Origin of the sequence: Thalassovita sp., assembly GCF_965218685.1 — a bacterium.
GTDB lineage: Bacteria > Pseudomonadota > Alphaproteobacteria > Rhodobacterales > Rhodobacteraceae > Thalassobius.
In genome coordinates this window covers 1,285,801-1,299,993 of sequence record NZ_OZ244657.1, presented here as the reverse complement: position 1 = coordinate 1,299,993, position 14,193 = coordinate 1,285,801, and the positions used below count along the sequence as shown (strand labels likewise).

Below are 14,193 nucleotides of genomic sequence, written 5' to 3'. Positions count from 1 at the left end.
CTGAAACCGCGCGATTCGCCGGGGATTTGGGCAGGATTCCCACACCCCCAGCGACAAATCCGCCACAAGCTTTTTCTGCGTTTGCGAAATAAACAGACTCGGCTTATCCGAGGACTCATGTCGCAGAAAAAACCGCGCCTTTCCAAGACCGACTGGCTGCTTGCCGGTTTCACCGCTCTGGCCGAGGATGGCCCGGACGCGTTGAAAGCCGAACCTTTGGCGCGCCGTCTGGGCACCACCAAGGGCTCGTTCTATTGGCATTTCGCGGATGTTCCGACCTATCACGGGGCGATGCTGGACCTTTGGGCCCAGCAGGCCGTCAGCCACATTCCCGATGAAATGGAGGCGGAACCGACCCCGACCGCCAAGCTGCGCAAGCTTAGCCAGATCGTGACCTCACATCGCCCCGAGTCTTTGGGCGGGCTAAAGCTGGATGCCGCGATCCGCGCCTGGGCCCGCGCCAACCCGCTGGTCGCCGAGCGTCTAGCCGAGGTGGACCACGATCGTCTGAACGTTCTGGAAACTCTGCTGTCCGAAACCGGGATAACCAACCCCGAATGGGCACGCATCATATATGCCGCAGATATCGGGATGGAATATCTGGCCGCTCGCGATCAGGGCGACAATGCCAGCGCGATGGGCTCGCTTGTCGATCTGGTGCTGGCGCTACGCTAATCGGCGCATAAACAGATCCATGAACCGCTGACGGGCTTCAGGCAGGGGTTTGTTTCCCAGTGTCACAGCCAGCTTCTGCGACAGGAAATAGCCCGTCGTCTTCAGCCCCTCTGCGATCTCGCCATCTGACGCCCCGCCCTGCCCCAGCATGCACAGCGGCAGCGGCAACAGCCTGTCGGCCCATTCGCCTGCCGCGTCACGTGACACGGCCCGCCCGGTTTTAGGCGAGACATAGGCCAGATCCTCGCGGCTGCCGGTAACGGCGCACTTGCGCAGATCCAGCCCAAAGCCCAGCTCTTCGAGCACCGCCATTTCCCATTTCAGATAGGCCAGCGGCCAGACGTCTACTTCGTCCAGGATATCCAGCAATGCTTCGGTGCGCTGGTACAGCGGGGTATGGGCCTCGCGTTCGGGCAGCAAAAACATCAACATCGCGGCCACTGCATTCAACCCTGCCAGCGACAGCCGGTCCCCCAGCGCCATGGCTGAACGCGACCGGACAGGCTCGACCGTGAAACTGCCCATGTGGTCTTCCAGCCGCGCCCGCCAGCGCAAATCCAGCTGAGCGCCCGGCTGCAATATTGGCGCGATCTTACGGCTGGTCGCCCCGCGCATCACACCCAGATGGCGGCCACGCTCGGGCGTGAACACGTCCAAGATGGCCGCGTTTTCCCCATGCCGGCGCACGCCCAGCAATATGCCCTGATCTCGCCATTCCATGACGTCAGTATCCCTTGGGCTTGGGCGTTATGCCAGCCCTGGTTCATCCAGCAGATGCCGACCTTGTCCATCCTCGACTTCGATCACCCAAAGATCAGGATCAAAGTCGCGCTGACGGGTGATGGCGGCGTCGACGTCGCGTTCCTCGCCTTCGCTAAGCGGGACCCAGCTGCGCGCGCCACTCATCAGGTCAAACGAGCGCTGGAACACGCGCGCTTGCCCGTCAAGAGTGTTCAGTTTGACCAGAACCGCCCCCGCGTGATCGTCCCCATGGGCCACCACGAAGGCGGGAATATCGTAAAGGCGCAAGCGCGTCAGATAAGCATCAACCCAGAACCGGGCGGTCAGGCGATCGCTCATTCCAGGTCCGCTGCGGCCAGCAGCGCCTTGGTGTATTCCATGCCCGGATTGGCAAATATTTCCTGCGCATCCCCGGCTTCAATCACGTCGCCCTGACGCATTACGATCATTTTATGGCTCATGGCGCGCACGACGTTCAGGTCGTGGCTGATGAACAGATAGGCCAGCCCGTATTTCGCCTGAAGATCGCGAAGCAGCTCGACGATCTGCACTTGCACGGTCATATCCAGCGCGCTTGTCGGCTCGTCCAGAACCACGAGGCGAGGCCGCAGTACCATGGCCCGCGCGATCGCAATCCTTTGGCGTTGCCCGCCCGAGAATTCATGCGGATAACGGTGCATCGTTGCGGGGTCCAGGCCGACCTCGACCATCACCTCGGCCACCAAATCGCGGGGACTGCGCCCCGGTTCGACGCCATGCACGCCCAGACCCTCGGCGATGATCTGTTCGCAGGTCATGCGCGGAGACAGGCTGCCGAACGGGTCCTGAAACACGATCTGCATGTCCTTGCGCAGCGCCCGCAATTCGCGTGTAGACCATTCGCGAATGTCCTGACCGTCGAAACGAATGTCCCCCTCGGACCCGATCAGTCGCATGATCGCCAGCGCCAAAGTCGTCTTGCCAGACCCGCTTTCCCCAACGATTCCAAGCGTTTCGCCCGCACGCACACTAATCGTTGCCTCGTTCACGGCTTTCACATGGCCAACCGTCTTCTTGAAGAACCCGCGCTGAATGGGGAACCACACACGCAGTTGATCTGCGCTGACAAGTTCCGCCGCGTCGGCAGGAACGGTGCCGGGCTGGCCCGCTGCACGGGCAGAAAGCAGTTTTTGCGTATAGGGATGCTGTGGGTTGGCGAAAATCTCGGCCGTGGGACCCGCCTCGACGATCTCGCCATCCTTCATCACGCAAACCTTGTCGGCGATGCGTTTGACGATGCCCAAATCATGGGTGATGAACAAAAGGCCCATATCCTCGCTGGCTTTTAGCTCGGCCAGCAGTTCCAGAATCTGTGCCTGAATGGTCACGTCCAGCGCGGTGGTCGGTTCGTCCGCGATCAGCACATCGGGTTTGTTCGCCAGAGCCATCGCGATCATCACGCGCTGCCGCTGCCCACCAGACAGCTGATGCGGATAGGCCCCCAGGCGGCTTTCGGCGTCACGGATGCCGACCTTGTCCAACAGCTCCAAAATGCGGGCACGGGCCGCGCCGCCTGCTAACCCCTGATGCAAGGCAATGCTTTCGGCCAGCTGACGTTCAATGGTGTGCAGCGGGTTCAGGCTGGTCATCGGTTCCTGGAAAATGAAACTGATGTCATTGCCCCGCACCTTGCGCAGCAACTTGTCCGAAGCACCGATCATTTCCTGCCCGTCATAGGTAACCGAGCCTTCGACCTGTGCGGCATCGCCCAGCAGCGACACGGTGGACAGCGCGGTGACGGATTTCCCCGAGCCGCTTTCCCCCACCAAGGCAACGGTTTCCCCGCGATCGACGGTGAAACTAACACCTTTGACGGCCATGTTGGTCCGCCCGTCCTGACGAAAGCTGACCTTCAGGTCCTTGACCTTGAGAATGCTCATTGAAACGTCTTCCTGGGATCAAAAGCGTCGCGGACGCCTTCGAAGATGAACACCAGCAGGGACAGCATCACCGCAAAGACAGTGAATGCAGTAAAGGCCAGCCAGGGCGCTTGAAGGTTTTGTTTGGCTTGCAAGGTCAGCTCGCCCAATGACGGCGCCGAGGACGGCAGGCCAAAGCCCAGAAAATCAAGGCTGGCCAGCGTGGCAATCGTGCCGGTCACGATAAAGGGCAGCATGGTCACCGTGGCCACCATCGCGTTGGGCAGCATGTGGCGGAACATGATCGTGGCATTGCTGACGCCAAGCGCCTTGGCCGCGCGAACATATTCTAGGTTCCGGGCGCGCAGGAATTCGGCCCTGACCACCCCCACAAGGGCCGTCCAGCCGAACAGCACCGTGATAAATACAAGCAGCCAGAAACTGCGCCCCAGAATGGCGAACAGAATGATGATGACGTACAGCGACGGCGTCGCCCCCCAAATCTCGATCACACGCTGGAAAATAAGGTCCAGCCAGCCGCCGAAATAGCCCTGCAATGCCCCCGCAATCACGCCCACAACCGAAGCCAGAGTGGTCACGATCAGGGTGAACAGGATGGACAGACGGAAACCATAAAGCACCCGCGCGACCACATCGCGTTTCGTGTCATCCGTACCCAGCCAGTTCTGGCCGTTGGGCGGCAGAGGCGCTGCGCCGGGGCGGTCGACGGTGGTGTCATAAGCATATGGAATGATCGGCCAGATGGCCCAACCTTCCTGGAAATGTTCCAGACTTTCTTGCAGGCTGCCACGGTCGATCGCCTCGATGATTTCCTCGGGGTCGTCAAAGCAATCCTCCAAACCGCCGGACTTGATCAAGCATTGCACCTCGGGATCGCGATAGGCGGCCTCGGTCTGGAAATCCCCGCCAAACGCCGTTTCGGGATAAAACTTGAAGATCGGCGTAAAGTATTCGCCCTGATATTTCACAAGGATCGGTTTGTCGTTGGCGATGAATTCAGACACCAACGAAATGCCGAACAGCACCGAGAAGATGATCAACGACCAAAACGCCCGGCGGTTACGCTTGAAGTTGTTCCAGCGGCGTTGATTGAGAGGGGACAGAGCCATCAGCCTTCCCTCCGTTCGAAATCTATGCGCGGATCGACGATCACGTACATCAGGTCCGACAGGATGCCGACGACCAGCCCGATCAGGCCAAAGATGAACAGCGTGCCGAAAATCACCGGGTAATCGCGGGCGACGGCGGCCTCGAACCCCAGTCGGCCCAGACCATCCAGGCTAAAGATCGTCTCGATAATCAGCGAGCCGCCAAAGAAAACGCCGATGAACACGGCCGGAAAGCCCGCAATCACGATCAGCATCGCGTTGCGGAAGACATGTCCATACAACACACGGTTTTCTGTCAGCCCCTTTGCGCGGGCGGTCATCACGTAGTGCTTCTTGATCTCGTCCAAAAATGAGTTCTTCGTCAGCAAAGTCAGCGTCGCAAAGGCCGAGATGGTCGAGGCAATTACAGGCAGCGCGATATGCCAGAAATAATCCCCGATCTTCCCCAGCCAGCTAAGCTGATCGAAGTTGTCCGAGGTCAGCCCCCTGAGCGGGAATATCTGCCAGTATGACCCACCCGCCAGCAGCACCAGCAGCAGGATCGCGAATAGAAAGCCGGGGATGGCATAGGCGACGATGATCAACCCGCTGGTCCATGTATCAAAAGGGCTGCCGTCCTTCATCGCTTTGCGGATGCCCAGCGGGATTGAAACCAGATAGGCGATCAGCGTGGACCACAGGCCCAGAGTGATCGACACCGGCAGTTTTTCGACCACCAGATCGGTGACGCTGATGGACCTGAAATAGCTCTCACCGAAATCAAGCCGCAGATAGTTCCCCATCATATTCAGAAAACGCGTCAGGGGCGGCTTGTCGAAGCCGAACTCTTTTTCCAGCTGTTCGATAAATTCGGGCGGCAGGCCACGCGCGCCGATATATTGCTCATCCCCTGTGGGGGTGGTCGCACCTGCGTCCTCGCCCGAGCCACTGAAGCCCTCGAACACGTCGCCCTGCCCCTGCATCTGAGCGATCACCTGCTCGATCGGGCCGCCAGGGACGAATTGCACAAGGGCAAAGTTGATGATCATGATGCCGACCAGCGTAGGGATGATCAGCAACAGTCGTCTTAGAATATAGGCGCCCATGCGGCGGTTACCTCAGCGCGCCTGCTGCTTTCAAAGCAGCGGCCTTGTCAGCGTTGTACCACCAGAAATCCAAGACGCCCAAAGCATAGGTCGGCAGCTCGGCCGGGTGTTCGTATTGGTCCCAATAAGCGACCCAGCTGCTGTCGTTGTACCAGACGGGGATCATGATCCGCTCGTAACGCAGGACGCGGTCCAGGGCCATCAGCGCGGTGTCGCGATCCTCGGCGGTGGTGGTTTCCAGCGAATAATCAATGATCGCATCCACCAGCGGACTGGCCAGACCGGCGGGGTTGAACAGGCTGAAGGCCGCTTCGGACGAGCCATACATCTGGTGCAGCCCGGTGCCGGTGTCCAGGAAAGTGCGATAGCTGTCGAACACCAGATCATAGTCCCGTTCGCGGGTCCGCAGGGTGAACTGCGCCGGGTCGATCTTTTCAAACTTGGCGTCGATGCCCATGGCCTGCAGGTTCTGAGTGAAGGTTTCCACCACGGCCTCAAGCGTCGCGGACCCGCTGGAGGCAATGGGGAAGTTGATGGTCAGCAGCTCTCCGTCCGCGTTGCGGCGTTTACCGTCGCTGCCCACAGGCCAGCCCGCTGCATCCAGCAATTTCATCGCCTTGCGCAGGTTGCGGCGGTCGTTCAGACGGTCAGGTTTCGAGCTATGCGCCATCACCGCCGGTTCGGTCAGCAGATCGGCCGGCGCCAGATCTCCGAAGGATTTCAGCAGCTCAAGTTCGGCCCCTTCAGGGGCGCCTTTGGCCTCTAGATGCGAGCCTTGCACGAACGAGTGGCGCTGTTTGAACAACCCGAATTGCAGCGACTGGTTGGTCCATTCGAAGTTATAGCCCAGCGAAATTGCCTCGCGGACGCGCTTGTCCTTCAGCACCTCGCGGCCCAGATTGAACACGATGCCAGTGGGCGTGGGCGGGGTGCCGTCCGGCAGTGTCTCTAGCTTGACCCATTTTTTGTCGACGGCCGGGAACTGGTATCCGGTCGCCCATTGTTTGGAGTTTCCTTCAGCGCGGAAGGTGTATTCGCCCGCCTTGAAGGCCTCGAACGCGGCGGAATCGTCGCCGAAGTATTCGATACGAATCGAATCAAAGTTGTGGCGCCCCTTGTTGATCGGCAGGTGCCAGCCCCAGTAATCCGGGTTCCGCTTGTAGACGATTCGGCGGTTCACCTCGTAACTGTCCAACACGTAGGGCCCCGAACCCAGCGCGGCGTCCAGGCGCGGTTCATCCAGGCGGGCGCCGGTTTCTTCGTACCAATGACGCGGCCAGACAGGCACGCTGCCGACCTGATCAATCAGGCTGCGACGGGAAATGCCAGGGGCGAAAGTGAATTTGACCGTGTGGTCGTCCAATGCTTCGGAGGACAGGACCCGTTTCTTCACCGCCTGCGCATAGGACGGCAGACCTTGTTCCAGCAGCAGGTTATGGCTGAACACAACATCATGCGCCGTCACGGGCACCCCGTCCGAGAATCGGGCCTCGGGGCGCATATAGAAAATCACCCAGTTCTTGCCTTCATCATATTCCAGACGTTCTGCCAGCAGACCGTACATCTCGCCATAGACATCGGCAGGGGCACCACCACCCGAGGCAGGCATCTCGCCCAGCAGGCTTTCATAAACCATCCAGCTGTACCGACCCGCGCGGCCCTTGCGGCTGTAGGGGTTCATCGAATCGAAGGTGCCGGGCGCCCACAGGGCGATCTCGCCGCCTTTGGGGGCGTCAGGGTTCACATAGCTGAAATGCGGGAAATCCGCCGGATAGGTCAGATCCCCGAAATAGGAATAGCCATGAGAGCGGATAATCTTCTCGTCCTCGGCCAGCGCGGGCAAGGCCAGCATCAGCGCCCCAAAGGTCACAGCCAGCGTTGAAATCCAAGCCACAAAGGGAAATGGGCGCGCCTGCGCACGGGTCCGATGGGGTTTCAAATGCCTTTTCCTCCTGGTCGAGCCGCCCTGCCGGGTTCTTGCTTGGATATAAGCTAATGGGGGGCGATGACCATGTTCAAGCGGCGAATTCCCCAATCACCGGGATTTGTGCATTTGCGACCGGTCGCGCAGCAAAAAGGCCGCCACCCGACGGGTAGCGGCCCTGATCTTTCGGATAAACCGGGGATCAATCGTCCAGGCTGTCCAGATACGCGATTACGTTGGCGCGATCTTGTTCTTTCTTCAGGCCCGCGAAGGACATCGCGGTGCCGGGGGCGAACGCCTTGGGTTTTTCCAGGAATGCGTTCAGGTTGTCTGCGGTCCAGGTCTCGGCCACAGCAGCCATTTTGCCCGAGTAGCCAAAGCCAGCCTCGGTACCCACGGCGCGATCAACAACGCCGTACAGCGAGGGGCCGGTCGCGTTCACGCCGGGCTCCAGCTTGTGGCATGCTTTACACTTGCCGAACACCTTGGCGCCTTTTTCCAGGTCAGCTGCTGCCAGCAGGTCAGCGAAGGCGGGACCTTCTTCTTCTGCACCGCTCTGCGATTCTTCTTCGCCGGTGTCGATCACATAAGCTTGCTGTGCATGATCGCCGTGGCCGTCGCCGCCGACGTGGTACAGCGATTCCGCCGCCCAGTTGCCCAGAAGAAAAACAAGCAGAGAGCCGCAGAGCGCGCCGCCGACTTTGGTAAGGGTCATCGTGTCAAACATGGTTCGCCCGTCTATTACGTGTCTGTCGGCGCGTATCTATCCGCTTCCACTTGTCTTACGCAAGGTGTAGTTTCCGCGACCAAACGCCCTTGGGGCAGAAAAACGACAGGAATACACGAAAAATGACCAATCGCATCGCATTTCAGGGCGAACCGGGCGCTTATTCGCACCAAGCTTGCCGTCAGGCCCGTCCCGATATGGAGGCCCTGCCCTGCCGCACATTCGAGGATGCGATTGATGCCGTGAAGAATGGCGAGGCAGATCTGGCCATGCTGCCGGTGGAGAACTCGACCTATGGGCGGGTAGCGGACATCCACTCTTTGCTGCCCGAATCCGGTTTGAACATCATCGAAGAACACTTTGTCCGCGTGCACATCAACTTGCTGGCCCTGCCCGGGGTCAAGCTGGACCAGATCGACACCGCCATGAGCCATACCGTGCTGCTGGGCCAGTGCCACGAATTCCTGCGTGAACATGGCATCCACCGCCGCGTGGGCGCGGATACGGCGGGTTCGGCCCGGCAGGTGTCTGAAATCGGCGATCCGACACTGGCGGCCCTGGCCAGCGAACTGGCAGGTGAAATCTACGGTCTGGACGTTCTGGCCCGCCACATCGAGGATCACGGCAACAACACCACCCGTTTCCTGCTGATGAGCCCCGAGGCCGATCACTCGCGACGCGGCGATGATGGAATGATCACCACCTTCGTCTTCGAGGTCCGCAATATCCCCGCCGCGCTGTACAAGGCGATGGGCGGTTTTGCGACCAACGGCGTCAACATGACCAAGCTGGAAAGCTATATGGTTGGCGGGTCCTTCACGGCCACCCAGTTCTACGCGGATATCGAGGGGCACCCCGATGATCCCAATGTCAAACTGGCACTGGAAGAGCTGGATTACTTCACTGCCAACCACAAAATCCTGGGCGTCTATCCGGCGGATGCACGGCGGCACTAAGGCAGGCAGGACCAAGACAAACGAAAGGCCGCGTTCGCAAACGCGGCCTTTTTGATTCCCAATGGACTGTGTTGGATCAGGCCAGCTGCGAATGGCGCTGCGCCAGTTGGCGGCCGAAGTCCTCCATCATCCCGTCCAGACGCTTTTCCACCTGCCCCCTGGCCAGCTTGACCGACTGCAGCAGCAACCGCGCAGGCAGGGTTTTTGCCTCCATGTTCACCGTGTTGGTCATGCGCGTGCGGTTCTTTGACATGGGCACCAACTCGATCCGCATCGTCGCCGAGATCCCCTGCCCCGAAGCGGTATAGCAGGCCAGTTCGGGGGCCGCGAATTCGGTCAGTTCAACGTTCACGTCGCGGGTTTTGCCGCGGAAGGTAAAACTTACTTCCCAGCAGGCACCGACGTCCAAAGCATCAAGCTCATCAACACGTTGCACATCCGCCCCCCGGCGAAGGGCCGCTTTTTCAAAGGTCTGAAAGTCAGAGAGGCAGTCGAAAATATATTTTGCCGGCGCGTCGACATCCACTTTGCTAGAAATGTCCATCCTGTACCCTGTTTTGTTCGTACGTTTCCCCAACCACGCGCAGTGTGATGTTATTCCAGCCGGTCGGCAAGCCAGTTCCGCAGAAGAAACTGTGCAATCGCGCCTTTGCGCGCTGGCATCAGTTGCTGGTGCTGGCCGGCAAAGGCCAGCATGATCTCTTCGCGGCTAAACCAGCGGGCATCCTCGATCTCGTTGGGGTCGATCTTGATGTCGCGACTGGTGGCGGTACCCATGCATCCGAACATCAACGAAGACGGAAAGGCCCAGGGTTGGCTGGCCAGATAACCAACGGGCCCAACGGTGACGCCGGATTCCTCGAAAACTTCGCGCCGCACCGCAGCCTCAAGCGTTTCGCCCGGTTCTACAAACCCCGCCAGCAGGGAATACATCCCCTCGGGCCACCCTGGCGATCGGCCCATCAACACATCGTTTCCATGGGTGATCAGCATGATCACCACGGGATCAGTTCGCGGGAAGTGATGGCCTCCGCAGCTGGAACAGTCGCGCTGCCATCCGGCCATGGCCATTTCACTTTCGGCCCCGCACATGGCGCAGAACCGATGCGAGCGGTGCCAGCTGAACAGCGACCGCGCGGTCGCGGCCAATTCAGCGTCGCGCGCGGTCAGACGTGTCATGATCCCCCGCAACTCGGAAAAGAGGACGTTTTCAGGCACGCTGGGATGGTGCTGCTCGCTGCGGTCCAGAAAGCTGTTCAGCTGTGCCTGATCCACATCACCGGGATCCCACCCCGAGATGTCATGCGCGAAAACCGCGTCATCGCCCTCGAGCCCCAGGAAAATCGGTGGCTGCTTGGCCTCGGCCAGAATAGGGTGGTCCATCGGCAACCGCGCCAGATCGGCATTGCGGTCAAAGTCCCACACGGCCAGGGGCTTGCCGCGCCACAAAACGATGCTGCTGGCCCCAGCCGCTGCACGGACTGCCGCAAGTTTATCCGTGGCACCGCGCAGTTCGGCCGCGCGATTCAGCCCCGATCCGCCAAAGGTCACTGTTTCCGCAATTTTCATATTCCGCCCCCACGATCGCTCTAACAGAGGTTAAACCCGAAGTTTTGCAAGAATTCACCAGCAATCACGGTCTTCTTGGACAAGTCGCTGAAAAAGTGAAAGAATAAGGTCCGAGCGTTGAAAACACATAATTAAGATACAATATTTACTTGAACTGCACCATAAGCCGATTCATCCTTAAGGCGATTATTAACTTTTGAAGCCTACGCCATTGAACCAACCGCAAGCCTGTGACGTTGTAGAAACCCAAATGCAATTACGCATTCTGCAAACAACAGATGTCCACCTGAACCTGTCATCGCATGACTATTTCACCGACCAGCCCGGTTCTGCACCGGGGTTGGTATCCCTCGCCAGCCTGATTAACGCAGCCCGGAACGAGGCACCGAATACGCTTCTGCTGGACACCGGGGATTTCCTGCAAGGTACGCCGCTGGGCGATCTTTATGCCAACAATCACCCGGACGGGGACGCGCCGCATCCCGCGATTTCGTTGATGAATGCGATGGCCTATGACGGCGGCACAGTCGGCAATCACGAGTTCAACTTCGGCCTGGATTTCCTGTCCCAAGTGCTTTCAGGTGCGCGGTTTCCTATCGTTTTGGCCAATGTGGTGCTGCAGCAGGGCGAAACCCCGCTGGAGGATTGCCCGCTGTATCAGCCATACGCCATTCTTGATCGACAGGTGCGGGACCAATCCGGCCAGATGCGCCCCTTACGGGTCGGGATCATCGGGTTCGTGCCCCCTCAGGTCAGCATTTGGGAAAAGCGGCACCTGCAAGACCGGGTAAGCGTCCGCGAAATCGTCGAAACCGCGCAGGCGTATATCCCCAAGATGCGCGAAGAAGGGGCCGACATTATCATCGCGCTCAGCCATTCGGGCATTGCCTCTGCTGATCGCTTGTCTGCCCGTGAAAACGCCAGCCTGCAACTGGCCGAACTGGAGGGCATAGACGCCGTCCTTTGCGGACATCAGCACAAGCGGTTTCCCAGTTCCGATTTTGACGAGCTGCCCGGCGCGGACACCATCCGCGGGACCCTGCACGGAAAACCAGCGATCATGCCGGGCCATTGGGGCAGCGAGCTGGGCGTTCTGGATCTGAACCTAAGCCATGACCCGCAGACCGGATGGCGCGTTTCGGATCACCGCAGCTCGTTGCGCGCGGTGCAGGCCGACACGCCGCAGGACGGGGAGCTGACCAGACTGCTGGAGGAAAACCACAAGGCCACGCTGAACTATATCCGCACCCCTGTCGCCGAGACCCGGCAGCCGCTGCACACCTATTTCGCCTATCTGGGCTATGATATGGCTACGCGGATCGTGACAATCGCCAAGCGCGCGCGCGCCGCTCAGTTGCTGGGACAGACCGATGTCCCGTTGCTGGCCGCATCCTCGCCGTTTCGGGCTGGTGGCGCATCCGGCCCCCAGTATTACACCGAGGTCGAATCCGGCCCGGTCACCGTCCGAAACCTCTCGGATCTGTATCTGTTTCCCAACACGCTCTCGGTTCTCAGGGTCACCGGTGCCGAGCTGCGCGACTGGTTGGAACGGTCTGCTGGTAAGTTCGCGCAGATCACCCAGGGACGGCAGAACCAGCCAGCCCTGATCCAAGGTTATCCCTGCTATCATTTCGATACAATCTTTGGGGTCGAGTATGAAATCGACCTGACCCAACCCTCGCGTTACTCGATCCGGGGCGAGATGATGAACCCAGATTCCCGGCGTATCAGCAAGCTTCTGCACGAGGGCAAACCGGTGCGCGACGAACAGGAATTCCACGTGGCCACCAACAGCTATCGTGCTGGCGGGGCCGGACTGGTGCCCGGCCAATGCATCGGCACCGAAATCTTCAGCACGCCCGAGGAAATCCGAACGATTGTGGCCGACTTTTTCAGAGACGCCGGCGTGCTGGATATTCCGGCCCAGATGAACTGGCGTTTCTCTCATGTGCCCGGAACGTCTGTGACGTTCCCCCTGTCGCCCCGTGCCCGGCGCTATCTGCCCGAGTTTCCGCTGAACGTTACCCGCACCGACCAGATAATCGACGGATACGAGATTTACCGCCTGCACCTGTGACGGATCGATGACAGGCCGACTTGCGAATCCGGATTTACCGCCCTATATCAACGCCTGAGAGGTTGGCGCGGGCAGGCGCCTCGCCAACCCGGTCAGATCCGGAAGGAAGCAGCCGTAACGAGCCCCGCTTGGGTCGTTGTCCAGCCTCTCACCTAACGCAGCGTGCCACCTTTGGCACAAACAGCCACCCAAGGAGGGTTCTTGATGATTGTCGCCATGACCACCCTTCGGGCTGTCGCACGCTAAGGCTTTCGCCATTTCAGGACTGCCCGAAACCGCACCCCTTCGCCGCACAGCAGGCGCAAGGGCATTTTTCGCGTTAGACAAGGCAGACCAATGACAACGCATCTGACATCACTGGGATGGACCCAGTTTTTTAACAGCCAACTCAGCTTGGATGAACTCGAGACCCTGACACCCGTTCGCATCGCCGAAGTGCGCCGCCGCAGCTTGATCGCCCTGTTGGCCGATGAAACCCGGATCGAGCTGGCCTTGACCGGCGAGCACGTCGCCAGCGATTTTGCCGTGGGCGATTTCGCCCTGACGGACGGCGAACGCATCATCCGCCTGCTGGAACGGCGCAGCCTGATCTCGCGCAAGGCCGCCGGGCTGACCTCGGACACGCAACTGATCGCGGCGAATATCGACACGCTGTTCATTACCACCTCGTGCAATGCCGACATGAACGAAGCCCGGCTGGAGCGCTATCTGGCCATCGCTATCGAGGCCGGGATCACCCCGGTTGTCGTCATCACCAAGGCCGACAAACCCGAAGACATGGGCGTCGATATCTACGTCTCGCGCGCCAAGGCGCTTTATGAGGGTGCCGAAGTTCTGGCCATCAACGCCAAGGATCCCACCGATATCGCCCGGCTGGAGCCCTATTGCGGCGCCGGGCAAAGCGTGGCTCTTGTGGGCTCGTCCGGGGTTGGAAAATCCACGATCGCGCGGGGTCTGACGGGGCAGGATCTGGCCGTCGCCGACATCCGTGACGATGACGCCAAGGGTCGCCACACCACGACCGCCCGGTCCATGTACCGAATGCATGCCGGTGGCTGGCTGGTGGACACCCCTGGCATGCGAGAGCTGGCCCTGCACGATGCCTCGGACGGGATCGACATGCTGTTCGCCGACATCACCGAAATGGCCACGGGATGTAAATTCTCGGACTGTCAGCACGAGACTGAACCCGGTTGCCTGATCCGCGCCGCAATCGACGCCGGTGATCTGGACCCTGACCGCCTTGAACGCTGGCGCAAACTGAAGGACGAGGATCTGCGAAACTCGGAATCCGTGGCCGAGGCTCGTGCGCGCGGACGCAAGTTCAGCAAGATGGTGAAATCCACGATGAAGGTCAAACGCGCCCGCCGCGGCCAATAACAACAGTGAAACCTTGCCGCAGCGGCACGAC

13 protein-coding genes and 1 other RNA gene are annotated in these 14,193 nt (G+C 59.9%); 5 read left to right on the top strand and 9 right to left on the bottom strand.

Annotated features, from left to right (window positions below):
* Positions 1–117: 117 nt before the first annotated feature.
* Positions 118–675: a TetR/AcrR family transcriptional regulator gene (locus ACOQOQ_RS06615; RefSeq protein ID WP_420569344.1), complete on the top strand. Its 558-nt coding sequence runs from the start codon at positions 118–120 to the stop codon at positions 673–675.
* Here the strand turns inward: ACOQOQ_RS06615 and recO are convergent.
* The 7 genes from recO to ACOQOQ_RS06580 all read right to left on the bottom strand — a co-directional run bounded on the left by recO (position 667) and on the right by ACOQOQ_RS06580 (position 8,180).
* On the bottom strand, positions 667–1,395 hold the full coding sequence (gene recO / locus ACOQOQ_RS06610) for a DNA repair protein RecO (protein ID WP_420569343.1): 729 nt from the start codon (positions 1,393–1,395) through the stop codon (positions 667–669). The genes ACOQOQ_RS06615 and recO overlap by 9 nt on opposite strands.
* 27 nt (positions 1,396–1,422) lie before the next feature.
* Positions 1,423–1,755: a DUF1491 family protein gene (locus ACOQOQ_RS06605; protein WP_420569342.1), complete on the bottom strand. Its 333-nt coding sequence runs from the start codon at positions 1,753–1,755 to the stop codon at positions 1,423–1,425.
* Entirely contained in the window at positions 1,752–3,335 is a 1,584-nt protein-coding gene (locus tag ACOQOQ_RS06600; protein ID WP_420569341.1) for an ABC transporter ATP-binding protein, read from the bottom strand. Before ACOQOQ_RS06600 ends, ACOQOQ_RS06605 begins: the two co-directional genes overlap by 4 nt.
* A complete protein-coding gene (locus ACOQOQ_RS06595; protein WP_420569340.1) occupies positions 3,332–4,444 on the bottom strand; it encodes an ABC transporter permease in 1,113 nt (370 codons plus the stop codon). The genes ACOQOQ_RS06600 and ACOQOQ_RS06595 overlap by 4 nt, the downstream gene beginning before the upstream one ends.
* Positions 4,444–5,529, bottom strand: a complete 1,086-nt coding sequence (locus ACOQOQ_RS06590; protein ID WP_420569339.1) for a microcin C ABC transporter permease YejB — start codon at positions 5,527–5,529, stop codon at positions 4,444–4,446. The genes ACOQOQ_RS06595 and ACOQOQ_RS06590 overlap by 1 nt, the downstream gene beginning before the upstream one ends.
* A 7-nt stretch (positions 5,530–5,536) precedes the next feature.
* Positions 5,537–7,414: an extracellular solute-binding protein gene (locus ACOQOQ_RS06585; RefSeq protein ID WP_420569739.1), complete on the bottom strand. Its 1,878-nt coding sequence runs from the start codon at positions 7,412–7,414 to the stop codon at positions 5,537–5,539.
* Positions 7,415–7,655: 241 nt separating this feature from the next.
* Positions 7,656–8,180 (bottom strand): c-type cytochrome, encoded by a 525-nt coding sequence (locus ACOQOQ_RS06580; protein WP_420569338.1) that lies wholly within the window; start codon positions 8,178–8,180, stop codon positions 7,656–7,658.
* Between the two features lie 122 nt (positions 8,181–8,302).
* On the opposite strand from ACOQOQ_RS06580, the gene ACOQOQ_RS06575 reads away from it, so the two are divergent.
* Positions 8,303–9,136: a prephenate dehydratase gene (locus ACOQOQ_RS06575; protein ID WP_420569337.1), complete on the top strand. Its 834-nt coding sequence runs from the start codon at positions 8,303–8,305 to the stop codon at positions 9,134–9,136.
* Positions 9,137–9,212: 76 nt separating this feature from the next.
* Here ACOQOQ_RS06575 and ACOQOQ_RS06570 read toward each other — a convergent pair whose 3' ends face one another.
* On the bottom strand, positions 9,213–9,680 hold the full coding sequence (locus tag ACOQOQ_RS06570) for an SRPBCC family protein (protein WP_420569336.1): 468 nt from the start codon (positions 9,678–9,680) through the stop codon (positions 9,213–9,215).
* A gap of 50 nt (positions 9,681–9,730) precedes the next feature.
* A complete protein-coding gene (gene nudC, locus ACOQOQ_RS06565) occupies positions 9,731–10,705 on the bottom strand; it encodes an NAD(+) diphosphatase (RefSeq protein ID WP_420569335.1) in 975 nt (324 codons plus the stop codon).
* Positions 10,706–10,955: 250 nt separating this feature from the next.
* Between nudC and ACOQOQ_RS06560 the strand changes: the two genes are divergently transcribed.
* The 3 genes from ACOQOQ_RS06560 (at position 10,956) to rsgA (ending at position 14,162) form a co-directional block, all read left to right on the top strand.
* Positions 10,956–12,782 (top strand): bifunctional 2',3'-cyclic-nucleotide 2'-phosphodiesterase/3'-nucleotidase, encoded by a 1,827-nt coding sequence (locus tag ACOQOQ_RS06560; RefSeq protein WP_420569334.1) that lies wholly within the window; start codon positions 10,956–10,958, stop codon positions 12,780–12,782.
* A 55-nt stretch (positions 12,783–12,837) separates the two neighbouring features.
* Positions 12,838–12,936, top strand: an RNA gene (ffs, locus tag ACOQOQ_RS06555) — signal recognition particle sRNA small type.
* Between the two features lie 182 nt (positions 12,937–13,118).
* Complete coding sequence (gene rsgA / locus ACOQOQ_RS06550) at positions 13,119–14,162, top strand: ribosome small subunit-dependent GTPase A (RefSeq protein ID WP_420569333.1); 1,044 nt, start codon at positions 13,119–13,121, stop codon at positions 14,160–14,162.
* The last annotated feature ends 31 nt before the right edge of the window (positions 14,163–14,193 follow it).